20 protein-coding genes and 1 pseudogene are annotated in these 23,778 nt (G+C 58.9%); 7 read left to right on the top strand and 14 right to left on the bottom strand.

All coding sequences use genetic code 11. The annotated features are described in order from the left end of the window. Positions 1-77: 77 nt before the first annotated feature. Positions 78-2,579 (bottom strand): glycerol-3-phosphate 1-O-acyltransferase PlsB, encoded by a 2,502-nt coding sequence (gene plsB / locus J2Y86_RS23725; RefSeq protein ID WP_253437159.1) that lies wholly within the window; start codon positions 2,577-2,579, stop codon positions 78-80. A gap of 502 nt (positions 2,580-3,081) precedes the next feature. On the opposite strand from plsB, the gene J2Y86_RS23730 reads away from it, so the two are divergent. Next, entirely contained in the window at positions 3,082-3,291 is a 210-nt protein-coding gene (locus J2Y86_RS23730) for a cold-shock protein (RefSeq protein ID WP_017336686.1), read from the top strand. Between the two features lie 137 nt (positions 3,292-3,428). Here J2Y86_RS23730 and J2Y86_RS23735 read toward each other — a convergent pair whose 3' ends face one another. The 4 genes from J2Y86_RS23735 to J2Y86_RS23750 all read right to left on the bottom strand — a co-directional run bounded on the left by J2Y86_RS23735 (position 3,429) and on the right by J2Y86_RS23750 (position 8,675). Continuing rightward, a complete protein-coding gene (locus J2Y86_RS23735; RefSeq protein WP_253437162.1) occupies positions 3,429-3,806 on the bottom strand; it encodes a hypothetical protein in 378 nt (125 codons plus the stop codon). A gap of 76 nt (positions 3,807-3,882) precedes the next feature. Then, positions 3,883-4,692, bottom strand: coding sequence for a putative RNA methyltransferase (locus tag J2Y86_RS23740; RefSeq protein ID WP_253437166.1), 810 nt, complete (start codon positions 4,690-4,692; stop codon positions 3,883-3,885). Then, positions 4,692-5,843 (bottom strand): succinyl-diaminopimelate desuccinylase, encoded by a 1,152-nt coding sequence (dapE, locus tag J2Y86_RS23745; protein ID WP_253437171.1) that lies wholly within the window; start codon positions 5,841-5,843, stop codon positions 4,692-4,694. Before dapE ends, J2Y86_RS23740 begins: the two co-directional genes overlap by 1 nt. A gap of 240 nt (positions 5,844-6,083) precedes the next feature. Further along, positions 6,084-8,675 (bottom strand): glycosyltransferase, encoded by a 2,592-nt coding sequence (locus J2Y86_RS23750; RefSeq protein ID WP_253437175.1) that lies wholly within the window; start codon positions 8,673-8,675, stop codon positions 6,084-6,086. A 277-nt stretch (positions 8,676-8,952) separates the two neighbouring features. Here J2Y86_RS23750 and tcdA point away from each other — a divergent pair, with 277 nt between their 5' ends. After that, positions 8,953-9,762: a tRNA cyclic N6-threonylcarbamoyladenosine(37) synthase TcdA gene (gene tcdA / locus J2Y86_RS23755; protein WP_253437178.1), complete on the top strand. Its 810-nt coding sequence runs from the start codon at positions 8,953-8,955 to the stop codon at positions 9,760-9,762. A gap of 82 nt (positions 9,763-9,844) precedes the next feature. On the opposite strand, the gene J2Y86_RS23760 is transcribed toward tcdA, so the two are convergent. The 4 genes from J2Y86_RS23760 to J2Y86_RS23775 all read right to left on the bottom strand — a co-directional run bounded on the left by J2Y86_RS23760 (position 9,845) and on the right by J2Y86_RS23775 (position 13,036). Continuing rightward, positions 9,845-10,255, bottom strand: coding sequence for a SufE family protein (locus J2Y86_RS23760; protein ID WP_253437181.1), 411 nt, complete (start codon positions 10,253-10,255; stop codon positions 9,845-9,847). Beyond that, a complete protein-coding gene (locus tag J2Y86_RS23765; RefSeq protein ID WP_253437184.1) occupies positions 10,252-11,457 on the bottom strand; it encodes an aminotransferase class V-fold PLP-dependent enzyme in 1,206 nt (401 codons plus the stop codon). Before J2Y86_RS23765 ends, J2Y86_RS23760 begins: the two co-directional genes overlap by 4 nt. A gap of 148 nt (positions 11,458-11,605) precedes the next feature. Then, positions 11,606-12,640 (bottom strand): 2,3,4,5-tetrahydropyridine-2,6-dicarboxylate N-succinyltransferase, encoded by a 1,035-nt coding sequence (gene dapD / locus J2Y86_RS23770; RefSeq protein ID WP_253437187.1) that lies wholly within the window; start codon positions 12,638-12,640, stop codon positions 11,606-11,608. Between the two features lie 33 nt (positions 12,641-12,673). After that, entirely contained in the window at positions 12,674-13,036 is a 363-nt protein-coding gene (locus J2Y86_RS23775; RefSeq protein WP_301308785.1) for an ArsC family reductase, read from the bottom strand. A gap of 124 nt (positions 13,037-13,160) precedes the next feature. Between J2Y86_RS23775 and J2Y86_RS23780 the strand changes: the two are divergent. Continuing rightward, positions 13,161-13,340: pseudogene (locus J2Y86_RS23780) on the top strand (Na+/H+ antiporter); the annotation flags it as partial. Positions 13,341-13,352: 12 nt separating this feature from the next. Here the strand turns inward: J2Y86_RS23780 and J2Y86_RS23785 are convergent. From J2Y86_RS23785 to map, 5 genes are all read right to left on the bottom strand, one after another. Further along, positions 13,353-14,108 (bottom strand): M12 family metallopeptidase, encoded by a 756-nt coding sequence (locus J2Y86_RS23785; RefSeq protein ID WP_253437190.1) that lies wholly within the window; start codon positions 14,106-14,108, stop codon positions 13,353-13,355. A 62-nt stretch (positions 14,109-14,170) separates the two neighbouring features. Next, on the bottom strand, positions 14,171-14,818 hold the full coding sequence (locus tag J2Y86_RS23790) for a hypothetical protein (RefSeq protein WP_253437193.1): 648 nt from the start codon (positions 14,816-14,818) through the stop codon (positions 14,171-14,173). 372 nt (positions 14,819-15,190) lie between these two features. Next, positions 15,191-16,390: a succinyldiaminopimelate transaminase gene (dapC, locus tag J2Y86_RS23795; RefSeq protein WP_253437196.1), complete on the bottom strand. Its 1,200-nt coding sequence runs from the start codon at positions 16,388-16,390 to the stop codon at positions 15,191-15,193. A 176-nt stretch (positions 16,391-16,566) separates the two neighbouring features. Further along, positions 16,567-19,269 carry a [protein-PII] uridylyltransferase gene (locus J2Y86_RS23800; protein WP_253437199.1) on the bottom strand — a complete coding sequence of 901 codons (2,703 nt, stop codon included), beginning with the start codon at positions 19,267-19,269 and terminating at the stop codon, positions 16,567-16,569. 39 nt (positions 19,270-19,308) lie between these two features. Further along, complete coding sequence (gene map / locus J2Y86_RS23805) at positions 19,309-20,091, bottom strand: type I methionyl aminopeptidase (RefSeq protein ID WP_253437201.1); 783 nt, start codon at positions 20,089-20,091, stop codon at positions 19,309-19,311. A 372-nt stretch (positions 20,092-20,463) separates the two neighbouring features. Between map and rpsB the strand changes: the two genes are divergently transcribed. The 4 genes from rpsB (at position 20,464) to frr (ending at position 23,765) form a co-directional block, all read left to right on the top strand. Further along, positions 20,464-21,201, top strand: a complete 738-nt coding sequence (gene rpsB / locus J2Y86_RS23810; RefSeq protein ID WP_003219330.1) for a 30S ribosomal protein S2 — start codon at positions 20,464-20,466, stop codon at positions 21,199-21,201. Positions 21,202-21,393: 192 nt separating this feature from the next. Next, complete coding sequence (gene tsf / locus J2Y86_RS23815; protein WP_253437204.1) at positions 21,394-22,257, top strand: translation elongation factor Ts; 864 nt, start codon at positions 21,394-21,396, stop codon at positions 22,255-22,257. Between the two features lie 210 nt (positions 22,258-22,467). Further along, entirely contained in the window at positions 22,468-23,211 is a 744-nt protein-coding gene (pyrH, locus tag J2Y86_RS23820) for a UMP kinase (RefSeq protein WP_003172271.1), read from the top strand. Beyond that, a complete protein-coding gene (frr, locus tag J2Y86_RS23825) occupies positions 23,208-23,765 on the top strand; it encodes a ribosome recycling factor (protein ID WP_007907979.1) in 558 nt (185 codons plus the stop codon). The genes pyrH and frr overlap by 4 nt, the downstream gene beginning before the upstream one ends. Positions 23,766-23,778 lie beyond the last annotated feature (13 nt).

The following is a 23,778-nucleotide window of genomic DNA, read 5'->3' on the forward strand; positions in this document are numbered from 1 at the left end:
GGCGGTGTGTCAGACAACACAGGTGTTGAATGTTAAACCGCCTTCGCGAGCAAGCCCGCTCCCACAGTTGTTTTGCATCAGGCCTCGGGCTGTGTGGTGGCCAGATCCGCCGCGTCTTCACTGCGATGCAACGCCACCTGACGGATCGACAAACGAATCTCCGCCGGCAACACCCGCTTCGCCGCGCCTTCAGCCAGTTCACCGAGCAACTCGTGGTAGCTCAGCTTGCCCGCTTCGTCACGCTTGAGCACATCGAGGTCCAGCATCGTCTGGATGAAGTGCCGGAACAGGCTCTTGTCGAAAAACTCCGGGGCGTTGAGGCCATGGAGGATCGACAGGCGCTGGGCCATGACGGTGCAGAGGTCTTCCAGTTCTTCGGCGCTGACGCTGTTCTGGCCGCTGTTGAGCAGCAGGGAAACGGTCATGTAGAAGCGTTGCAGGGTCTGGGCGATGCTCTTCGACAGCAGGGTCAGCAACACGAAATGTCGCGAACTCGGCGCCGGACGCAGGTAGACATCATTCTCGAAACGCAACAGACCCTGCTCGACGAATGCGTCGAGCCATTGGTCGATCACGGCATCCAGTTCGTCCAGCGACCAACGGATGAACAGCTCCGATTGCAGGTACGGATACAGTGCGCGGGTGTAGCGCAGGATCTGTTCGCGGCTCATGCGCGAGGCGCTCTGGAAGAAACTCGCGAGCAACGCCGGCAGCGCGAAAATGTGCAGCACGTTGTTGCGGTAGTAGGTCATCAGGACGGCGTTTTGCTCGTCCAGGTACAGAATCTTGCCGAGCGCATCACTTTGTTCGGACAGCAGATTCATGTCCTTCACATGCTCGATCAGCGCGCGCCCGTCACCTTCCGGCAGCGTGGTGTGCGGCGAGTACGGAACCTTGCGCAGCAGTGCCAGGTACAAGTCCAGTACCCGTGCCATGGCACGATCATCCAGGGCCAGTCGGCTGGTGGACAGCAACGCCAGCGCCACCAGGTTGACCGGATTGATCGCCGCCGCTTCGTTCAGATGCTGCGCGACTTTCTCGCCGAGGCGGTTGGTGGTTTCGTTGAGCCAGGCCGGTTTGAACTGCGGACCGAGCTCCTGTTTGCGCCAGTCCGGCTGCTCGCTGTCGAGGAATTCCGCGAGTTTGATCGGCTCACCGAAGTTCACCGCCACCTGGCCGAAACGCTGCTTGAGGGCGCCGATGACTTTGAAGATGTCGAAGATCGATTCTTTCTTCTTGCTCGCACCGCGCAGTTCGCCAAGGTAGGTCCGGCCTTCCAGCACGCGCTCATAACCGATGTACACCGGAATGAACACGATGGGCATGCGCGAGGAGCGCAGGAAGCTGCGCAGGGTGATCGCCAGCATCCCGGTTTTCGGTTGCAGCATGCGCCCGGTGCGTGAGCGGCCGCCCTCGACGAAATACTCGACCGGGAAACCTTTGGTGAACAGGGTGTGCAGGTATTCGTTGAACACCGAGGTGTACAGCGGATTGCCCTTGAACGTACGGCGCATGAAGAACGCGCCGCCACGGCGCAGCAGGCTGCCGATCACCGGCATGTTCAGGTTGATCCCGGCGGCGATGTGCGGTGGGGTCAAGCCGTTGCGGAACAGCAAGTAGGACAGCAGCAAGTAGTCGATATGGCTGCGATGACACGGCACGTAGATCACTTCGTGACCCTGGGCGACTTTCTGCACGCCTTCGATGTGGTTGACCTTGATCCCGTCGTAGATCTTGTTCCAGAACCAGCTCAGCACCACTTCCAGAAAACGGATGGCGGTGTAGGTGTAGTCCGAGGCGATCTCGTTGCCGTAGCGCAAGGCCTGGGCCTTGGCTTTCTCCGGGGAGATGTTTTCCCGTTCGGCTTCGTCGAGGATCGCTTGCTTGACCAGCGGTTGATTGAGCAGGCCTTTGACCAGGTTGCGGCGGTGGGAAATGTCCGGGCCGATCACCGCGGCTTTGAGGTTGCGGAAGTGCACCCGCAGAATCCGTTGGGCCATGCGCACGGTGCGCTCGTGACCCTTGTTGTGGTCGATCAATTCGCGCAGGTGGATCGGCGCGGAGAACTGCACGCGGGTCTTGCGCCCGAGCACGATGATGCTGAGCAAGCGGCGCAGCCGTCCGGTGACCGCCCAGCTGTCGGCGAAGAGGAGTTTCCACGGGCTCGATTCGCTGTCTGGCGACTGGCCCCAGAACACACTGACCGGAATGATCTGCGCGTCTTCGGCGGCATTTTGGCTCAGGGCGCTGACCAGGCGGGTCAGGGTCGGCGGCGCACCGCGCTTGTCCTGGCGACCGAGCCAGTCAGGCTCCGGCGTCAGGTAAAAGAACGCGGCGGGTTCCAGCAGATTACCCACCGACACGGGCAGCACCGGGCGGGGCAGGCCGGCCTTGCTGCACTCGGTGTCGACCACGGCGAGGTCGGTCAGCGAAGGGTTTTGCAGGACGTAGAACACCGGACGACTGCGGTCGAGGTTGAGGGTGAACGACGACTGGTTGATCGTCTCGGAGCGAACCCAGAGATAGAGCAGTCGGCGCAGGGTGCCAAACACAAGACGGCGGAACGGGGAACGGGTCATACGGCATCTGCATGAGTGAATAAAACCGAGCGTTTGCTCGGGCGGGCGTGGGGGGTGTTCTCAATTAGTTTCCACACCGCGTTGTCGCCTAAAAGCGGGCCAGGCAAGGCGCAGGCCGCTGGGAATGGTTGTTCCCTTTCCAAGGCCTGCAACGCAGCCTGGCCCGCTTTTAGGCACAACCCGAAGGGCCGGGCCTGCTGTTGTGCAGGGCTGCGTTGCTCGAAGCTTATTTGGAATGACCAAACCACGCTTCTCGCGCCTTGCCCTGCGCAACAGCAGACCCGGCGCGGGGCGGAAACTAATTGAGAACACCCCCCAGTGTGCCGGATTCGTCGAAAATCGGCAAAAAAGCGGCTAAGTAAAGTTGAGTTGAGAGTTTTCACGTCTGTCATATACTCGGCGAGCCCGCACTGGCCAGATAGTGGCACCTCTCAGTGCAAGCAATGTTCCCGAGGCTTTCCTGCGAAAAGCCCGATCAATAATAAAAAAGGAGTATGAACAGATGGCAACACGTGAAACCGGCAACGTGAAGTGGTTCAACGACGCCAAGGGCTACGGTTTTATTCAGCGTGCGGACGGGGTAGATGTGTTCGTGCACTACCGCGCGATTCGCGGTGAAGGCCACCGGTCGCTGACCGAAGGTCAGCAGGTCGAGTATGCGGTGGTGACGGGCGAGAAGGGGTTGCAGGCTGAGGATGTGGTGGGGCTGTAAATCCACCCTTCAGATTACGCAAAACCAAATGTGGGAGCGGGCTTGCTCGCGAATACGGTGCGTCAGTCCAAGTTTATATTGACTGACACACCGTATTCGCGAGCAAGCCCGCTCCCACATTCGATTGCGTACTGTTGTTAAACCGTTTTCCAGGTGATCTCTTCTTCACCATCGGCGCTGATGCGCATCCAGCGATCCGCTGTCTCTTCACCTTCTTCCTCGACCCAGCTGCCCGGTGCGCAACGCACTTCAACGTTCAGCGCGGCAAACGCGGCGCGGGCGCAGGCGATGTCGTCTTCCCACGGGGTCTGGTCGCTTTCCAGGTACAGGCTGTTCCATTTTCCTACGGCTTTCGGCAACCAGGTGACCGGCACGTTGCCAGCCTTGCACTTGTAGGTCTGGCCTTTCTGAACCCAGTCGGTGCACGGGCCCAACGCTTCGCCGAGCCAGGTGGCGATGGCCTTGTAGTCGACGTCGGCGTCTTTCAGGTAAATCTCGATATCGGGTTGGCGCATGGATGTCCTCACTGCGGGTCTGAAAAATCCATTCGCGGATTTAGCCGGCCTCAAGCCGTTGCTCAAGACCAAAAAATTATTGAAGTACGAAGTAATCGTAACGCATCGACACGGTGACCTCGAACGGCTCGACCTGGTCGATGACCGCCGCCCGGCGTTCGGCGCTGGCGCGCCAGCCGTGGGGCGTCATGGCCAACAGGTTGGCGCGATCCTGACCACTTGCGAGCGTCAGTTTGAATTCCAGGTTTTCGCTGTGCTGCAAAGCCATGCCTTCCGGGACCAAGGCCAGATGCTTGTCGTCGGTGTACTCACGCACTTCATCGTACAGCCGTTCGCGCAATTCCATCAGATGGCCGCTGGTCGGCCCGACTTTCATCAAGCCGCCGCCGGGGCTGAGCAAGCGCTTGGCTTCTTCCCAGTCCAGCGGGCTGAACACGCTGGCGAGAAACTGACAACTGCCAGACGCCAACGGCACCCGCGCCATGCTGGCGATCAACCAGGTCAGTTGCGGGTTGCGTTTACAGGCGCGTTTGACCGCTTCCCGGGAGATGTCCAGCGCGTAACCGTCAGCGTTGGGCAAGGCCTCGGCGATTTGCGCGGTGTAGTAACCCTCGCCACAACCGATGTCGAGCCAGCGCTGCGGCGCATATTCAGCCGCCAGTTCAGCGAGGCGCCTGGCGACCGGCGCGTAATGGCCGGCGTTCAGGAAGTCGCGACGGGCTTCGACCATCGCCAGGTTATCCCCAGGGTCGCGGCTGTTTTTGTGCTGCACCGGCAACAGATTCAGGTAACCCTGGCGCGCACGGTCGAAGCGATGCCCGGCGGGGCAGGCCACGCCGTTGTCCACCGCGTTCAGCGGTTCGCTGCAGATCGGGCAGGCGAGCATCAGGCGAGCAACTTGATCAGGGTCTGGTAGTAAATTTCGGTCAGCACATCGAGGTCGGCGGCCAGTACGCGCTCGTTGACCTGGTGGATCGTCGCGTTGACCGGGCCCAGTTCGACCACTTGTGTACCCATGGTGGCGATGAAGCGACCGTCGGAGGTGCCACCGCTGGTGGACGCCTTGGTATCGCGACCGGTGATGTCTTTGATGCTCGACGCCACGGCATCCAGCAACGCGCCCGGTTCGGTGAGGAACGGCAGGCCGGACAGCGCCCAGTCGATGTGCCAGTCCAGGCCATGCTTGTCGAGAATATCGGCGACGCGTTTCTGCAGGCCTTCCACGGTGGATTCGGTGGAGAAACGGAAGTTGAACACCGCCACCAGGTCACCCGGGATCACGTTGGTCGCGCCCGTGCCGGAATTCACGTTGGAAATCTGGAAACTGGTCGGCGGGAAGAAATCATTTCCGTGGTCCCAATGCTCGGCGGCCAGTTCGGCCAGCGCCGGGGCGGCGAGGTGGATCGGGTTCTTGGCGAGGTGCGGATAGGCCACGTGACCTTGCACGCCGTGCACGGTCAGTTTGGCGCCGAGGGAGCCGCGACGACCGTTCTTGACCACGTCGCCCACGAGCGTGGTGCTCGATGGTTCGCCGACGATGCACCAGTCCAGGCGCTCCTTGCGCGCTGCGAGGCGCTCGACGACCGCTTTAGTGCCGTGATGCGCCGGGCCTTCTTCGTCGCTGGTGATCAGGAACGCGACTTTGCCCTTGTGATCCGGGTAGTCGGCGACAAAGCGCTCGGCGGCCACGGTCATGGACGCAAGGCTGCCTTTCATGTCCGCCGCGCCACGGCCGCAGAGCATGCCGTGTTCGTCGATCAGCGCGTTGAACGGCTCGATCTGCCAGGCCGTTACCGGACCGGTCGGCACCACGTCGGTATGACCGGCGAAGCACAGCACCGGGCCGTCGTGTTTGCCATGGGTCGCCCAGAAGTTATCCACATCTTCGATGCGCATCGGTTCCAGCATGAAACCGGCATCGCCCAGGCGCTGCATCATCTGCTTCTGGCAATCGGCGTCGACCGGCGTCACGGATGGACGGCGGATCAGGTCGATGGCGAGTTGAAGGGTCGGCGAAAGGTCGGCGTGGGCCGTCATGGAAAAAACTCCGGAAGCTTGAATATGGGCGCGGGCTAAATGTGGGAGCGGGCTTGCTCGCGAACGCGGTGTGTCAGTCAATGTAAATGTTGATTGTTACATCGCATTCGCGAGCAAGCCCGCTCCCACAGGTACTGAGTTCGGCCGTTAAACCGAGTCCCGCCAAGGTGCGCACAAAATGGCGGTTATCTTAAAGCAAAACGGCGGCCATTGGCCGCCGTTTAGTGCATCTGCAGAGATTTAGACTGCCGGTGCCGTTTCAGCCGCCACAGCCGGTTTCGGCAGAGAAGACAGGAACGCCATGATCAGCGCCGCCAGGTACGGCAGCGACTGCACCAGCAACATGATCACCCAGAAGCGCATGTCGTTGCTCGGCAGCCCGTTCACCAGGAAGATCCCCAGCGCCGCGCCCCACAACAACACCATGATGAATACCTCTTCACGGGCCTCCGAAATCGCCACCCAGAAGCCATGGTTATCGGCGTTTTTCGGCGTGCGGAAGAACGGAATGCTGCTGGTGAAGAAGCCGTACAACACCGCTTTGGCGATGGTGTGCGACAACGCCAGACCGGCCAGCGCCGCGCAGAACGCATCCTTCAGGTTCACGCCAACCGCGCGACGGTAAAGGAAGATGATCTTGCCGACCTTGAACACGAACAGCGCCAATGGCGGGATCGCGAAAATCAGCAACGGTGGGTCGACGCGCTGCGGCACGATGATCATCGCCGCCGACCACAACAGCGCGCCGACGGTGAAGAAGATGTTCATGCCGTCCGCGACCCACGGCAACCAGCCCGCGAGGAAGTGGTAGCGCTGGCCACGGGTCAGTTCGGTGTCCTTGCCGCGCAGCAAACTCGCGGTGTGACGCTTGATGATCTGAATTGCACCGTAGGCCCAGCGGAAACGCTGTTTCTTGAAGTCGATAAAGGTATCGGGCATCAAGCCTTTGCCGTAGCTGGTGTGGTAGTACGCGGCCGACAAACCTTTCTCGAACACGCGCAGGCCCAGTTCGGCGTCTTCACAGATGCACCAGTCGGCCCAGCCAAGCTCCTCGAGCACCGAGCGCCGGGTCATGGTCATGGTGCCGTGCTGGATGATCGCGTCGCGGTCGTTACGGGTGACCATGCCGATGTGGAAGAAGCCTTTGTATTCCGCATAGCAAAGCTTCTTGAACGTGCTTTCGTTCTGGTCGCGGTAATCCTGCGGCGACTGCACCACGGCGATTTTCGGGTCGGCGAAGTGCGGCACCATGTGCTTGAGCCAGTTCGGGTCGACACAGTAATCCGAGTCGATCACCGCAATCACTTCGGCATCCTTGGCGGTGTGCGGAATCAGGTAGTTCAGCGCGCCGCCCTTGAAACCGGCCAGCGGTGCGACGTGGAAGAACTTGAAGCGCGGGCCGAGGGTTGCGCAGTAATCGCGCACCGGTTCCCAGACCGCCGGGTCCTTGGTGTTGTTGTCGATGATCAGGACTTCAAAATCCGGATAGTCGAGGTTGGCCAGGGCGTTGAGGGTCTGTTTGACCATCTCCGGTGGCTCGTTATAGCAAGGGACGTGAATCGAGACTTTCGGCCTGTAGTCCGAGTCGCCCACCACCGGCAGGAATTCGCGCCGGCGTTTGTGGGTCCAGACCGCTTCGGCCAGTTCATGCGCCTCGGTCAGCAGTACGATAAAGACCCCGAGCGCGCCGAGTGCGAGCAGGAATCCGACCGTCAGGCTGAACCAGGTGCTGTACTGCTGGCTGTAGTCATAACCGATCCACACCAATACCGAACCGCAGAGGAACGCGATAAAGGTCAGGAAAGTGCGGCCACGTTGACGCAGGGCCGAGCCGTCGATCATCAGCAAGGTCAGGGACAGCAAGGCCAGCACAGCCGATCCGATGGCCAGCACGCGCCATTGCGGAATCGCGACCACCGGGCCTTCGAAGTTGAATTTCTGCTGACGCGCGGCGTTGAACACGCCCCAATACGCGCCCACCGAACCTTCGTCACTGGCCTTCCACGGCTGGTCAAACGCTTCGATCACGAAGTAGTTGAAGCCCTGGCGGTTGAGCTTGTTCACCAGCGTGCGCAGGTAAATCGCCTGATCTGCCGGGCTCGCATCGGTGCCGCCACGCATGCGGCCGTTGCTCGGCCAGCCAACCTCCGAAAGCAGCAGCGGTTTTTTCGGGAACATCTTTTTCAGGTCGCGGGCGCGGTCGAGGACGAATTGGCCAGCCTTGTCCACCGGGACATATTCCCAGTAAGGCAGGACGTGCGCGGCAATCAGGTCGACGTGCTTGGCCAGTTCCGGGTGTTCTTCCCAGACGTGCCATTGCTCGGACGTGGTGACCGGCACCTTGACGGCGGCACGGACGCGATCAAGGATCACACTCAGTTCCGCAGCGGTAATTTCCTTACGGAAAATCGCCTCGTTGCCTACAACCACACGAACCACGCTGCGGGAGGAGTTGGCGATTTCGATGGCGCGGGTGATTTCGCGCTCGTTGCGTTCCAGGTCCGGGCTGATCCAGATCCCGAGGGTGACCCGCAGGCCAAACTCTTCAGCCAGCTTGGGAATGTCCCCGAGGGTGCCATCGACCGAGTAAGTACGGATGTTGTCCGTCAGCTTGCTCATGATCTCCAGATCGCGACGCATTTGATCGTCGGTCGGGTACTGCTCTTTCTGCGGGTACTGGCCTTGCTGGAACGGCGAGTAGGAAAACCCGGAGATCTGTTCGGGCCAGTTGGGGGCGGTGACCGGGCGATTGATCAGCGCCCAGAAGCCGGTAAACAAGGCTGCGATGGCGAGCACCACGACCAGGTTGAGTCCAAATTTACGCGATGACATGGCTATTTCGGGTTCCAAAGGCTGTGGAACGAAGTTACGGTCGGCGAGTGCCAAGGGGCGCGCATCCTACACCGTGCTTTCCCTGACCGTACAGCGGACAGGGAAAAGCCGGACGTTGGGCAATCCAACTCGGCTTAAGTTCTTTCGTTGGACCTTGTAGGTTAAATCTTGGTTCTGTGCAGGCTGAATAATGAGGTGACGACGCCCGTTCATAGCCCAAAGGTGCTCTTGGCCGCCGACGGCCCTATAATGCGCGCCGGTTTTTGGGGTAATGGTCATGAGTACAGAAGATCCGCGGTTTGCAGGCATCGCCCGCTTGTATGGCATCGAAGGGCTTGAGCGCTTGCGCGCGGCCCACGTGGCGATCGTCGGCGTCGGTGGCGTCGGTTCCTGGGCGGCGGAAGCCATCGCCCGTTGCGGTGTTGGCGAGATTTCCCTGTTTGATCTCGACGACGTCTGCGTCAGCAACGCCAACCGTCAGCTGCACGCGCTGGATAGCACTGTGGGCAAACCCAAGGTCGAGGTGATGGCCGAGCGTCTGCGCGGAATCAATCCCGACTGCACGGTGCACGCGGTGGCGGACTTCGTTACCCGCGACACCATGGCCGAGTACATCACCCCGAACATCGATTGCGTGATCGACTGCATCGACAGCGTCAACGCCAAGGCTGCGCTGATCGCCTGGTGCAAACGCCGCAAGATCCAGATCATCACCACCGGCGGGGCGGGAGGGCAGATCGACCCGACGCTGATTCAGGTCTGTGACCTGAACCGGACCTTCAACGACCCGTTGGCCTCGAAGGTGCGTTCGACCCTGCGCCGCGACTACAACTTCTCCCGCACCGTGACCCGTCATTACAGCGTGCCATGCGTGTTTTCCACCGAGCAGCTGCGCTACCCGAAACCGGATGGCAGCATTTGCCTGCAGAAGAGTTTTGTCGGGGATGGCGTGAAGCTCGACTGCGCCGGCGGGTTTGGCGCAGTGATGATGGTAACGGCGACGTTTGGCATGGTCGCGGCGACCAAGGCTGTGGATAAGATTGTGGCGGGAGTGCGGCGGCCGGCGGATCGGGTTAAACCTGCCTGACCCGATACAAAACCTGTAGGAGCGAGGCTTGCCCGCGAAAGCGGTGTGTCGGGTACGACGCCTTCGCGGGCAAGCCTCGCTCCTACAGGGGCGCGGCCAATTCATTCATCCGCTGTAACACAGCATTGAGGCCATTACTCCGCGATGGTGATAGTTGTCGGGACAAGCCCAACTGACTGAACCACTCCGGCAAATCCACCTGCTGCAACTCAACCGCTGACAACCCGTTGACCCGCGCCAGCAACAACGCCACCAACCCGCGAATCAAGCGTGCATCGCTGCTGGCGCTGAACAGCCAATGACCGTCCTGCAGCGAGCCCACCAGCCACACCTGGCTTTCACAGCCATGCACGCGGTTGGCCTCGCCCTTATCCCCATCGCTCAACGCAGGCAGTCGGTCGCCCCATTGCATCAGCAGCCGCGCCCGTTGTTCCCAGCCAGCGGCAGCCTGAAAGGTCTCGAGTGCCGTGATGGCATCTGCGGGGAGGCTCATCGCAACAACTCCAGCGCCTGATCCAGCGCTTCAAAGAACCGTTCCAGGTCTTCGGAATCGTTGTAGAGCGCCAACGACACCCGAATCGCTCCAGCCAGTTCAAAGCTTTTCAGCAACGGCATGGCACAGTGATGACCTGCGCGCACCGCGATTCCCTGTTCCGTCAGCAAATGCGCCAGATCAGAGTTATGCACACCCTCGACGACAAAACTTGCCAGGGCCAGTTGCGGTTTGCCCAGCAGCCGGATGCCGTTGCGGGCCGCAAGGCCTTTCAACAAATAGTCGTGCAGCGCCGCTTCATGGGCCGAGACCGCGTCCTGATCAAGACCGGCGAGGTAATCCAGCGTCGCCCCAAGGCCGATCACACTGGAAATGGGTGGCGTGCCCGCCTCGAACCCCAGCGGCGCCGGGCGAAAGCGTGCGTGCTGGTAATCCGCATCCAGCACCATTTCGCCGCCGAACTGCCAATGGCGCAGTTGTTCCAGCGCTTCATGACGCCCGAACAACACGCCCAGGCCATCGGGACCGTAGAGCTTGTGGCTGGAAAACACATAGAAGTCGCAACCCAGCGCCTGCACGTCATGCCGACCATGGACCACGCCTTGGGCGCCATCGACCACGGTCAAGGCGCCGTGTGCCTTCGCCATCGCCAACAAGGCGGGCAGCGGTTGCCAGGCGCCGAGCACGTTGGACAACTGACTGACCGCCAGCAAGCGCGTGCGCGGACCGATCATCGAGGCGGCGGCATCGAGGTCGATCAAACCGTCGGTATCCAGCGGCAGGATCACCAGTTTCAACTCGCGACGGTGGGCCAGTTGCTGCCACGGCAGCAGGTTGGCGTGGTGCTCCAGGGCGCTGATGACAATCTCGTCGCCCGGATTGAATTGGTGCTCCAGGCCATAGGCCAGGAGGTTCAGCGCGGAGGTCGCGCCGTGGGTAAAGATGATCTTTCCGCTATCGCCGGCATTCAGCCAGTGAGCGGCTTTGCTGCGGCTGTCCTCGAACGCCTGGGTGGCATGCGCGCCGGGCAGGTGCTGCGCCCGATGCACGTTGGCCGCGCCATTGGCGTAGTAATGCGCCAGTGCATCCAGCAGGACTTGAGGTTTTTGTGTGGTGGCGGCGTTGTCCAGGTAGGTCTGGTCTTGCCGTTGCAGAGCGGCGATGGCTGGAAAGTCGGCGCGCCAGGGAGATGGAATCATCATGGTGTCGGGCCCTGCTAAACATGGGCGAGGTGTACGCCAGACCCTGACTGGTAGGAGCGAAGCTTGCTCGCGAAAGCGGTGCGTCAGGTAGAACGCCTTCGCGGGCAAGCCTCGCTCCTACAAGTGCAGGTGATCGTTGACGCTCTGCTTAGTTGTGAGCGTGCAGCGCTTCGTTCAGTTCGATCGCCGATTTGTGGGTTTTGCATTCCACGGCACCGGTTTCCGAATTGCGGCGGAACAGCAGGTCAGGCTGACCGGCCAGTTCGCGGGCCTTCACGACCTTGACCAGCTTGTTGTTCTCGTCCAGCAGCGCCACTTTGGTGCCGGCGGTCACGTACAGGCCCGACTCAACGGTGTTGCGGTCGCCCAACGGGATACCGATACCGGCATTCGCGCCGATCAGGCAACCTTCGCCGACCTTGATCACGATGTTGCCACCGCCCGACAGGGTACCCATGGTCGAGCAACCGCCGCCCAGGTCCGAACCCTTGCCGACGAAGACACCGGCGGAAACGCGGCCTTCGATCATGCCCGGGCCTTCGGTGCCAGCGTTGAAGTTGACGAAACCTTCGTGCATCACGGTGGTGCCTTCGCCAACGTAGGCGCCCAGACGAATACGCGCCGCATCGGCGATACGCACGCCGGCCGGTACCACGTAATCGGTCATTTTCGGGAACTTGTCCACCGAGAACACTTCCAGCAGCTCGCCCCGCAGACGGGCTTCCAGTTGATGCTCGGCCAGTTCGGCGAGGTCGATCGCGCCCTGGCTGGTCCACGCGACGTTCGGCAGCAGCGGGAACACGCCGGCCAGGTTCAGGCCGTGCGGCTTGACCAGACGATGGGACAACAGGTGCAGCTTGAGGTAAGCCTCAGGCGTGGAAGTCAGTTGCGCGTCTTCAGCCAGAATGGTCGCGACCAGCGGCTTGTGGCTCTCGGCCAGGCGGGTCAGCAGGGCAGCCTGGGCAGCGTCGACGCCTTTGGCGGCTTCAGCCAGTTGCGAGGCCTGGGCGGTAGTGAATGCGATGGCCTGATTGCCCTCGGTATAACCCAGAATCGGCGCGATGGCCGCGACCAGTTCGGCCGAAGGATTGAGCAATGGCTGTGCGTAGAACACTTCCAGCCACGCGCCTTGACGATTTTGAGTGCCGACACCAAAGGCCAGGCTGAACGGGGTAGTAGACATGGAAATACCTCTAACAAAATTGAACGGGCGGGCTTACTTGAGCGCTGCCGCGTAGATATCTGGCTTGAAGCCAATCAGGGTTCGGTCACCGAGATCGAGCACCGGGCGCTTGATCATCGAGGGTTGTGCGAGCATCAGTTCGATGGCTTTCGGCTGGTCGAGATCGGCTTTGCGTTCGTCGTCGAGCTTGCGAAAGGTCGTGCCTGCACGGTTCAACACCACTTGCCAGCCGTGCTCGTCGCACCATTGGGTCAGGTGTTCACGGTCGATTCCGGCCGTTTTGTAATCGTGAAAGTCATAGTGGACAGCGTGTTCATCGAGCCAGGTGCGCGCCTTTTTCATGGTGTCGCAGGCTTTGATGCCGAAAAGGTGCAACGTTTTGCTTGAAACGGTCAAGGAATTGCCCCCTTTGCAGGTGCTGGAAAAAAAAGGTGAAGGATTATGCCATGACCGGACGGTTTCGCGTTGGCCGTGGTCGTTTTGCTACCGCCAATTCTATGTGGGAGGTGTTTCCAGTTGAAGCGAGGTGCTGGCGTTCCAGATGGATTTGCTGGAACGGCGGCCGCGTTTGAAGGCGCTGCGGGCGCAGCACCTGGAGTTGTACCCACTCGGCCGTCATCACCCGATGGGTGATGACGTGTTGCGGGAAGTATGTGGGGAGCTGGATCTGATTGAAGTCAATCGGGGTGCAATGAAATAGCGCTAAAGAAGGTTATGGATAAATCTGGCGCATGAACGCGATGTCACCTTCGCTGATGTTTTTGTTTAGAGGTTGCTCCCAGTCACCCACGGTGAGCTCGTTATGGACTTGATAATGCATCACTGAATATCGATCGTAGGGTGCGTAGGTCCGACCAGGCACGCGCTCAAGGGGGAAAACATTCGCGTCAACTTGAGCTTTGGAAAAGTTGGCAGAGTTCTCGAAGTGGACATATGCTTTTTCCCGGTCCCAAGGTATTTCTGCGTCGGGATGTTGATGTGCATGGTCCAGGCCTAATGCGTGGCCGAACTCATGAGTGATGAGGCTCTCGTAATCGGGAGAAGAAACGTTAGTCCCTAACGTCATCGATGGATCGTGGGCGTGCCCCGCGAGTGAGTCGGTCCCTACGGCCGAACTTCCAGCGTTATTGAAAGATGGCTGGAAGTCTACTCGGATATCACCCAGAAATTCATCCGTAGCATTGATATCCTTTTCATCCATCTCAATGAATTCGAAATTCAGATTGATGTATGGCAGCCATTTGCTAGCTCCGTTTTTTACGGCTTCGAACGAATGCTCGTCAAGTTTGTATACAAGTACTTTGAGGGTCTTTCCAACGCTCCAATACTTGGTGTGTTCCCCGACACTTCTTTTATTTCGACGACCACTGCTCATCGCTCCATTGCTGGGGCGTTCGTTGATTGCAACAGAATAAGAGTTGAGCGGATCGTAAGTTTTGTTGGTGTTGCAATGTTTGAATTGGTTCATGTGTTGCCTTCCTTGGTTTTGTTTTTCGGTGGGCCTGGCGTGAAGCGGGTGTTTTTATTTGATCAAAGAGTGCTGGGAAAAGGGTAAGCCTCGTTCATGAACGCTTTGTCCTTTTCACTGAGAGAAAGATTAGGAAAAATCTGGAAGTCGCCTACCGTCCAGGATTGGTGGATGGTGTAGTGCATGATTGACTTTCGGTCGTACTCTGAATAAATGCTTTCGCTGGCGTCTGCGCGATCAAGGTACCATTGGTGCAGTCTTTTGCGCGTCACACTGGCTTGGTAGTTGTCTCCGTCAGGATCGTCGGATAACCCGTGTTGTTGATAAATGGCCGGCTTGTCCCAAGGGATGTTTGCTGTAGGGTTAGTCTGCTCGTGTTCTGCCCCCAGCATATGACCGAACTCATGCATAACATTGGCTGCGAAGTAGCGTGCTTGGTTGGCTGAGTGAGGCCAGAGCTTCATGGTCGGTCCATCTATAGATAACAATGCATCTGTGCCGATGAGTGATGAGAAAGTTCCTTCCTCGCTGAGTATGCGGATGTCGCCTTCTTCACCTTCGACGAAATCGAATTGTAAATTGATATGCGGCAGCCAGTTGTTGGCAGCAGAGATGGTTGCCTCCTTGAATTCTCTGGTGCCATTAAGAAAGGCAATGCGAAGAGTGCGTCCGGGAGTCCATAGTTTGGAAGGATTATTCTTGGTCCACATTATTCTGAAGCTCCTGGGGTAATATGATTTGTTGTTTGCTCTTTTATTGAAAAGTTGTAGAGCGCTTCGAGGTTTTCGGGCGCAGTTGTGGCGTGATTTTTATTGATATACATGATCAAACTTCCTTGTTGTATTTTTGGATGGCATAGATTTTCGTGCGGAAGATAGAATTTAGTGTAGAGGGGTTGTTTCGTAAAGTGGAAGGCTTGAAGTGTGTGTTACTTGGTGTTGGTAAGTTCGCGGCATTGCACTTGGCGAACAATATGACTTTATAAGGGTTTCGGTGTCTTGTTGGGTGGCAGGGTTGGTTGTATTGATGTTGGCCATGTATTGAAAGTTGCCGTGCCAGATTATCTGGCACGGCTTCATGGATTACTGCTTGCGGGTAATAAACGCGCGAATACGCTCTGCTGCTTCCACGCATTCAGCCAATGGCGCAACCAGCGCCATCCGCACCCGGCCAGCACCCGGATTGAACCCATCAACTTCCCGAGACAGGTAAGAGCCCGGAACCACAGTCACATGTTCCTGGACGAACAGGTCGCGACAGAAGGCTTCGTCATCACCTTCAACGTTCGGCCACAAGTAAAAGCCGCCATCCGGACGCTGTACATCCATCACCGGGCTGAGGATTTCCAGCACCGCATCATACTTCTCGCGATACAGCGCACGGTTGGCCCGCACATGCACTTCGTCATTCCATGCGGCCACGCTGGCCAGTTGGGTCTGAACCGGCATCGCACAGCCGTGATAGGTGCGGTACAGCAGGAAGCCTTTGAGAATGTCGGCGTCACCGGCTACGAAACCCGAACGCAGGCCCGGCAGGTTGGAACGCTTGGACAGGCTATGGAACACCACGCAACGCTTGAAATCCTTGCGGCCCAGTTCCACACAGGCGCTGAGCAGGCCGGCCGGCGGGGTTTGTTCGTTGAAGTACAGTTCGCTGTAGCACTCGTCGGCGGCGATCACGAAATCGTATTCGTCGGCCAGGGCGATCAGTTTCTTCAGGGTTTCAACCGGAATCAGCGCGCCGGTCGGGTTACCTGGCGAGCAGAGGAACAGGATCTGGCAGCGTTTCCAGATGTCCGGGGAAACGGCATCGAAGTCCGGGTTGAAGCCGTTTTCGTCCAGGCACGGGAGGTAATGCGGCTTGGCCCCGGCCAGGAACGCCGCGCCTTCGTAGATCTGATAGAACGGATTCGGGCTGACCACCAACGCGTCGTCGCCGCGGTTGACCACGGTCTGGGTGAAGGCGAATAGCGCTTCACGGGTGCCGTTGACCGGCAGCACGTTGCGCGCCGGGTCGAGCCAGCCGCTCGGGACGTTGAAGCGGCGTTCGCACCAGGCGCCGATAGCTTCACGCAGGGCCGGGATGCCGAGGGTGGTCGGGTACACGGCCATCTGATCCAGATTGCTTGCCAGGGCTTCGGCGACAAAGCTTGGCGAACGGTGTTTCGGCTCGCCGATGGACAGCGCGATAGGGCGTTTGTCCGGGTTTGGCGTGACACTGCCGAGCAGGGCGCGGAGCTTCTCGAACGGGTAGGGCTGGAGCTGGGTCAGAGCGTTGTTCATCGGGGGCCTCTTTCAATGTGGGGGCGAGCCTGTGTGGCGAGGGGATTTATCCCCGTTGGGGCGCGAAGCGGCCCCGGCATTTCAAAGTTAAACCGCGTTTACGACTGCTTCGCAGCCGAACGGGGATAAATCCCCTCACCACACAGACTCGATTCCACAGGGGGAAATTTGTTAATTCAGATACTGATTCGCGACAACTTGATATCGGGTTCATTGCTGACAGTCAGCTGTTCAACAATCGCATCCTGCAAGCGGCTGCACAGCAACGGGTCGGACAATGGCTGGTTATTGGCGTCGGTGATGAAGAACACGTCTTCCACACGTTCGCCGAGGGTGGCGATCTTGGCGTTCTGCAGTGACAGGTCGAACTCCAGGAAGATCGTACCGATCCGCGCCAGCAAGCCCGGCCGATCCGGTGCGCTGAGCTCCAGCACGGTCACCGGACGCTGGGCATCGTTGTGGATCGTCACCTGTGGCGCAAACGCGAAATGCTTGAGCTGACGCGGCACCCGACGCTGGATGATCGTCGGGTAATCGTCCGGGTTGCGCAGGGCTTCGGTCAGGCCTTCGCGGATCTGTTTGACCCGTGCCGGGTTATCGCCGATCGAATCGCCATCGGTGTCGAGCACGATATAGGTGTCGAGGGTGAACTGACTGCTGGACGTGATGACCCGGGCGTCGTGAATGTTCAGGTTCAGTTGATCCATCGCCGCCACGGTCACGGCGAAGAAGTCGTGCTGGTCCGGTGCATAAATGAAGATTTGCGTACCGCCCTCGAACTCGCGCTGGGTGGTTTCCTTGATCAGCACCAAAGGCCCGCCATCAGCCGGCTGCTGCAGGATCGCGTCGGTGTGCCAGGCCACGTCGCCAGCGGTGTGGCGCAGGAAATAATCATCGCCCAGTTGCGACCACAACTGTTCGACATCGTCCGGGTCGTTCCCGCCGCGTACCAGAATATCCAGGGCGGCGCTCTGGGTCTGGCGGATCTGCATTTCACGATCCACCGGGTTCTCCAGGCCGCGGCGCAACGCTCGCTTGGTCTCGGTGTAGAGTTGGCGCAGCAGGCTGGCGCGCCAGGAGTTCCATAGCGTCGGGTTGGTGGCATTGATGTCGGCGACGGTCAGCACATACAGGTAATCGAGGCGGGTTTCGTCACCGACGATCTGCGCGAAGTCGTGGATCACGTGCGGGTCGGACAAGTCCTTGCGCTGGGCGGTGGTCGACATCACCAGGTGGTTCTGCACCAGCCAGACAATCAGGCGGCTGTCCCACACGGGCAATTGGTGGCGCTGGCAAAAGGCCTCGGCATCCACCGCGCCGATTTCCGAGTGATCGCCGTGCCGGCCCTTGCCGATGTCGTGGTACAGACCCGCAAGGTAGATCAGTTCAGGCTTGGGCAGCTTGCCCATGAGCTTGCTGGCCAGCGGGAATTTTTCCGACACTTGCGTGTATTGCAGCTTACGCAGGTGTTTGATCAGGTTCAGGGTGTGCGCGTCGACCGTATAGATGTGAAACAGGTCGTGCTGCATCTGCCCGACAATGAAGCCGAATTCCGGCAGATAACGCCCGAGAATGCCGTAACGGTTCATCCGGCGCAGGTTGCGGTGGATGCCGATCTTGCACTTGAACAGCTCGATGAACAGGCTGGTGTTGCGAATGTCGTTGCGGAAATCATCGTCGATCAGATGGCGGTTTTCCCGCAACAGACGAATGGTATCGGCGCGCACGCCCTTGATTTCCGGTTGCTGGGCCATCAGCACGAAGATCTCGAGCATGGCGAACGGCGTGCGGCGGAATACGTTGTCGTTGCGCGCCTCGATGTAGCCGTCGTGCAACTGGAACCGAGAGTTGATCGGTTGCGGCGGCGCTTCATCTTCCGGCGCGAGGATGACCTCCTCGAAGTGCTGGATGATCAGGTCGCTGAGCTGGGCGATGCTCATGACCACCCGGTAATACTGCTGCATGAAGTTTTCGATGGCTTGTTTGGCGTCATCGCCCTCGAAACCCAGCAGGCCGGCAATCGAGCGCTGGTGGTCGAACAGCAAGCGGTCTTCGGAACGACCGGCGAGCATGTGCAGCGCGTAGCGAACTTTCCACAGGAATTCCTGGGAGGAGGCCAGCAGGGCATTTTCGCTTTCGACCAGGAAACCTTCCCCGGCCAGTGCCCGCAGGTTCAGGGTGCCGTACTCGCGCCGGGCCACCCACAGAATCGTCTGGATATCCCGTAGTCCGCCGGGCGAGCCTTTGACGTTGGGTTCCAGGTTGTACTCGGTGTCGTTGTATTTGTGGTGCCGGGCTTTCTGCTCGGCGCGCTTGGCCAGGAAGAAGTCCTTGCTCGGCCACATGTGTGCGGTGCTGGTGACGTCGAGCATGCGCTGGCGCAAACGCTCGGGGCCGCAGATGGTGCGGCTTTCCATCAGGTTGGTGACAACCGTCAGGTCGGCGCGGGCTTCTATCGCGCATTCGTCGACGGAGCGAACGCTCTGACCGACTTCCAGGCCGATGTCCCACAACAGCGTCAGAAAACGCTCGATGGAATCACGGAAAATTTCGTGGTCGGCGCTGTCCAGCAGGATCAGCAGATCGATATCGGAATAAGGGTGCAACTCACCGCGACCGTAGCCACCGACCGCGACCAGCGCGATGTCGGCGTCTTCGCTCCAGTCGAATTGCTCCCAGGCCTTTTGCAGGATGTTGTCGACGAACCAGGCGCGATCCTCGATCAGCCGGCGAATCTCCCGGCCGCTGCGAAAGCGCCCGTCAAGGACTTCGCGAGCCTGGCGGATCGCCTTCTTGAAAGCCGCGATCGGGCTGGCCTTCAGGGCCAGTTCAGCCTGGAACTGGCCACGGTCGAAGAGTTCGGGATCCACCTGCGGCATCGATTGGCTTTCCTTTCTGTAGGCTGGGAGCGGCGCGGGTCAGGCCGATACGCGCGGGATGGTGTCATCGCTGCGCAAGGTGAAGATCTCGTAACCGGTCTCGGTCACCACCAGTGTGTGCTCCCACTGCGCCGACAACTTGCGATCCTTGGTGATCGCGGTCCAGCCGTCGCCCAGCACTTTGGTGTCGGCCTTGCCCTGGTTGATCATCGGTTCGATGGTGAAGGTCATGCCGGCTTTCAGTTCCATGCCGGTGCCGGCACGGCCGTAGTGCAGGATCTGCGGCTCTTCGTGGAACACCTTGCCGATGCCGTGGCCGCAGAACTCGCGAACCACCGAGAAACCATTCTTTTCGGCGTGCTTCTGAATCACTTCACCGATGTCGCCCAGACGGCAGCCGGGTTTGACGATTTCGATGGCCTTGTACATGCATTCCTGGGTCACTTGCGACAGGCGCTCGGCCCAGACCGGCACGGTGCCGACGTGGAACATGCGGCTGGTGTCGCCGTGGTAGCCATCCTTGATCACGGTGACGTCGATGTTCAGCGTGTCACCGTCCTTCAATGGCTTCTCGTTCGGAATGCCGTGGCAGACCACGTGGTTGATCGAGGTGCAGATCGACTTCGGGTAGCCCTTGTAGTTGAGCGGGGCAGGAATGGCCTGCTGCACGTTGACGATGTAGTCGTGGCAGATGCGGTCCAGTTCTTCAGTGGTGATGCCTGGCTTGACGTGTTCAGCAATCATTTCCAGCACATCGGCGGCCAGTTTGCCGGCGACACGCATTTTTGCGATGTCCTCCGGGGTTTTGAGGGTGACGGTCATACAGGCTCTCTCTGCGCTCGATGGCGCTTGCTAACACGGAATGGGCAATGTGCGATTGGTCGCGCCGCCCTGAAAAACGCGATTCTAACAGACGATCAGCGCAAATCTGAGCCTCTGTGCATCGCTTCTCTCTATAGATAGGCGCATTCTTGAGGGATTCCAAGGGCGCGGATAAAGGCGCGCGTCAGGAATTGAGAATCCGGGTTCCGTTTTTGCGAGCCTTGTGATATAAAATGCGCCGCTTTCCGGGGATACCCCGAAAGGCTTAAATCCACACACGTGTCGACACGATGACCTGGGTGCCTTCAGCTGATGCTGCTGGTTGGTCATTGGGATACGTGGAGGCCAAACCCGACTTATTAAGGAACTATCATGTCCCAAGTCAACATGCGCGATATGCTGAAGGCCGGTGTGCACTTCGGTCACCAGACCCGTTACTGGAACCCGAAAATGGGTAAGTACATTTTCGGCGCGCGTAACAAGATCCACATCATCAACCTTGAAAAAACCCTGCCAATGTTCAACGAAGCTCTGACTTTCGTAGAGCGTCTGGCCCAGGGCAAAAACAAGATTCTGTTCGTCGGCACCAAGCGTTCCGCTGGCAAGATCGTTGCTGAAGAAGCAGCACGTTGCGGTTCGCCGTACGTCGATCACCGCTGGTTGGGCGGCATGCTGACCAACTTCAAAACCATCCGTGCTTCCATCAAGCGTCTGCGTGACCTTGAAGTACAAGCCGAAGACGGTACTTTCGCCAAGCTGACCAAGAAAGAAGCGCTGATGCGCACTCGCGATCTTGAGAAGCTCGATCGTTCCCTGGGTGGTATCAAGGACATGGGCGGTCTGCCAGACGCTCTGTTCGTTATCGACGTTGATCACGAGCGCATCGCGATCACCGAAGCCAACAAGCTGGGCATCCCGGTTATCGGCGTAGTCGATACCAACAGCAGCCCGGAAGGCGTTGACTACATCATCCCAGGCAACGATGACGCAATCCGCGCTATCCAGTTGTACATGGGTTCGATGGCTGACGCAGTCATCCGCGGTCGCAACCACGTTGCTGGCGGCACCGAGCAGTTCGTTGAAGAAGCTCCGGTAGCAGCAGCTGAGTAATTGACGCCTCGGCGTTGACTCAGTAAGCAAAAAGGGGGCTTGGCCCCCTTTTTGCCACCTCGAAAACCATTTGTCCGGTGGCGCATTTACAGCATTTGTAACCTGCAGCTGCTAACAAGGGTGGTTCGGGAAGAATTGAACGCCCGTTTGATCGGGTGGAATGGTTGAAAACCTATCCAAGAGGATTTTGAAATGGCAGAGATTACTGCAGCGTTGGTTAAAGAACTGCGTGAGCGTACTGGCGAAGGCATGATGGATTGCAAAAAGGCCTTGACCAAGGCCGGCGGCGACATCGAAAAAGCCATTGATGACATGCGTGCTTCCGGCGCCATCAAGGCTGCCAAGAAAGCAGGCAACGTAGCTGCTGAAGGCGCTATCGCTCTGAAAGAAGACGGTAAAACCGCCGTTCTGCTGGAAGTGAACTCGCAGACCGACTTCCTGGCTCTGCAGGACGACTTCAAGGCATTTGTCGCTTCCAGCGTTGAAAAAGCGTTCGCTGACAAACTGACTGACGTTGCTCCGCTGATCGAAGCTCAAGAAGCCGATCGCCTGATCCTGGTCGGCAAGGTTGGCGAAAACGTCAACATCCGTCGCCTGGTTCGCGTTGAAGGTGATGTTGTTGGTGGCTACCTGCACGGCAACAAGATCGGTGTTGCAGTTGTTCTGAAGGGCGGCAGCGTTGAGCTGGCCAAAGACATCGCCATGCACGTAGCGGCGAGCAACCCTGAATTCCTGCTGCCATCGGAAGTTTCTGCTGAAGCTATCGAACGCGAAAAAGCCGTGTTCCTGCAGCTGAACGAAGAAAAAATCAAAGGCAAGCCAGAAAACATTGTTGAAAACATGGTCAAAGGCCGTATCAGCAAGTTCCTGGCCGAAGCGAGCCTGGTTGAGCAGGCGTTCGTCAAGAACCCTGAAATCAAGGTTGGCGAACTGGCCAAGAAAGCCGGTGCTGAAATCGTTTCCTTCACCTACTTCAAAGTAGGCGAAGGCATCGAGAAGCCGGTCGACAACTTCGCTGAAGAAGTTGCTGCCCAGCTGGCTGCCGCCAAGCAATAAGACGGTTTTTTAACTGTCGCCCTGAAGAGGCTGCCCGCTTACGCGCGCAGCCTCTTTTCAGATGGGGTACCAATTTTTTATTGGTTTCCCTTCGGAACTGGCTTACAAAGCCATGTTCCGATGGCGCTGAAGCAGTGCCAAGCTAGAGTGAACGCCAGCTGTAAACAGCTCGCAAAGAATTTTTAAAATACGCCGCAGGAGAGATTCGCAATGGCTCAGCAGGGCAGTGGTTATCAGGCTCGCTATAAACGCATTCTACTCAAGCTTAGCGGCGAGGCCCTGATGGGCTCGGAAGAGTTCGGGATCGATCCGAAAGTTCTGGATCGCATGGCGCTGGAAGTCGGCCAACTGGTCGGCATCGGTGTTCAGGTCGGTCTGGTGATCGGCGGCGGCAACCTGTTCCGTGGTGCAGCGCTGAGCGCAGCCGGCATGGATCGGGTCACGGGCGACCACATGGGCATGCTGGCCACTGTGATGAACGCCCTGGCCATGCGAGACGCACTGGAACGTGCCAATATCTCGGCCATCGTGATGTCGGCCATCTCCATGGTTGGCGTGACTGATCACTATGATCGCCGCAAAGCCATGCGCCACCTGAACGCCAAGGAAGTCGTGATTTTCGCGGCCGGTACCGGCAATCCGTTCTTCACCACGGATTCGGCAGCCTGCTTGCGTGCGATCGAAATCGACGCCGACGTCGTGCTGAAAGCGACCAAGGTCGATGGTGTCTACACCGCAGATCCATTCAAGGACCCGCATGCCGAGAAGTTCGATCATCTGACCTACGATGAAGTACTGGATCGCAAGCTGGGCGTGATGGATCTGACGGCCATTTGCCTGTGCCGCGACCACAAGATGCCGTTGCGCGTATTTAACATGAACAAGCCCGGCGCCCTGCTGAACATCGTGCATGGCGGCGCTGAAGGGACCCTGATCGAGGAAGGCCAACAATGATCAACGAAATCAAGAAAGACGCTCAAGAGCGCATGAAGAAATCCGTCGAATCGCTGGCGCACAACTTCGGCCGTATCCGTACTGGCCAGGCGCACCCGAGCATTCTGGAAGGCGTGATGGTGCCGTACTACGGTTCCGACACTCCGATCAAGCAAGTGGCGAACATCACCGTCAAGGACGCTCGTACCCTGCAAGTCGTCGCCTTTGAGCGCAACATGCTCGGTGCTGTCGACAAAGCCATCGGTAGCGCGGGTCTGAACCTCAACCCGACCAACCTTGGTGAGTTGCTGCTGATCTCCATGCCGGCCCTGACCGAAGAAACCCGCAAGGGCTTCACCAAGCAGGCTCGTGATGTCGCGGAAGATGCCCGTGTTGCCGTGCGCAACATCCGTCGTGACGCGAACAGCCAGCTCAAGGATCTGGTCAAGGAAAAGGAAATCAGCGAAGACGAAGAGCGTCGCGCTACTGGCGAGATCGATGATCTGACCAAAAAGTACGTGGCTGAAATCGACGCGAATCTGGCGCAGAAAGAAAAAGACCTGATGGCCGTATAAGGGTCGCGTTTTC

It is taken from the genome of Pseudomonas migulae (assembly GCF_024169315.1).
GTDB classification, from domain to species: domain Bacteria; phylum Pseudomonadota; class Gammaproteobacteria; order Pseudomonadales; family Pseudomonadaceae; genus Aquipseudomonas; species Aquipseudomonas migulae_B.

Coding starts and splice junctions, on each gene's coding strand:
- plsB (WP_253437159.1), bottom strand. CDS start 2,579: ATGACCCGTTCCCCGTTCCGCCGTCTTGTGTTTGGCACCCTGCGCCGA.
- J2Y86_RS23730 (WP_017336686.1), top strand. CDS start 3,082: ATGGCAACACGTGAAACCGGCAACGTGAAGTGGTTCAACGACGCCAAG.
- J2Y86_RS23735 (WP_253437162.1), bottom strand. CDS start 3,806: ATGCGCCAACCCGATATCGAGATTTACCTGAAAGACGCCGACGTCGAC.
- J2Y86_RS23740 (WP_253437166.1), bottom strand. CDS start 4,692: ATGCTCGCCTGCCCGATCTGCAGCGAACCGCTGAACGCGGTGGACAAC.
- dapE (WP_253437171.1), bottom strand. CDS start 5,843: ATGACGGCCCACGCCGACCTTTCGCCGACCCTTCAACTCGCCATCGAC.
- J2Y86_RS23750 (WP_253437175.1), bottom strand. CDS start 8,675: ATGTCATCGCGTAAATTTGGACTCAACCTGGTCGTGGTGCTCGCCATC.
- tcdA (WP_253437178.1), top strand. CDS start 8,953: ATGAGTACAGAAGATCCGCGGTTTGCAGGCATCGCCCGCTTGTATGGC.
- J2Y86_RS23760 (WP_253437181.1), bottom strand. CDS start 10,255: ATGAGCCTCCCCGCAGATGCCATCACGGCACTCGAGACCTTTCAGGCT.
- J2Y86_RS23765 (WP_253437184.1), bottom strand. CDS start 11,457: ATGATGATTCCATCTCCCTGGCGCGCCGACTTTCCAGCCATCGCCGCT.
- dapD (WP_253437187.1), bottom strand. CDS start 12,640: ATGTCTACTACCCCGTTCAGCCTGGCCTTTGGTGTCGGCACTCAAAAT.
- J2Y86_RS23785 (WP_253437190.1), bottom strand. CDS start 14,108: ATGAACCAATTCAAACATTGCAACACCAACAAAACTTACGATCCGCTC.
- J2Y86_RS23790 (WP_253437193.1), bottom strand. CDS start 14,818: ATGTGGACCAAGAATAATCCTTCCAAACTATGGACTCCCGGACGCACT.
- dapC (WP_253437196.1), bottom strand. CDS start 16,390: ATGAACAACGCTCTGACCCAGCTCCAGCCCTACCCGTTCGAGAAGCTC.
- J2Y86_RS23800 (WP_253437199.1), bottom strand. CDS start 19,269: ATGCCGCAGGTGGATCCCGAACTCTTCGACCGTGGCCAGTTCCAGGCT.
- map (WP_253437201.1), bottom strand. CDS start 20,091: ATGACCGTCACCCTCAAAACCCCGGAGGACATCGCAAAAATGCGTGTC.
- rpsB (WP_003219330.1), top strand. CDS start 20,464: ATGTCCCAAGTCAACATGCGCGATATGCTGAAGGCCGGTGTGCACTTC.
- tsf (WP_253437204.1), top strand. CDS start 21,394: ATGGCAGAGATTACTGCAGCGTTGGTTAAAGAACTGCGTGAGCGTACT.
- pyrH (WP_003172271.1), top strand. CDS start 22,468: ATGGCTCAGCAGGGCAGTGGTTATCAGGCTCGCTATAAACGCATTCTA.
- frr (WP_007907979.1), top strand. CDS start 23,208: ATGATCAACGAAATCAAGAAAGACGCTCAAGAGCGCATGAAGAAATCC.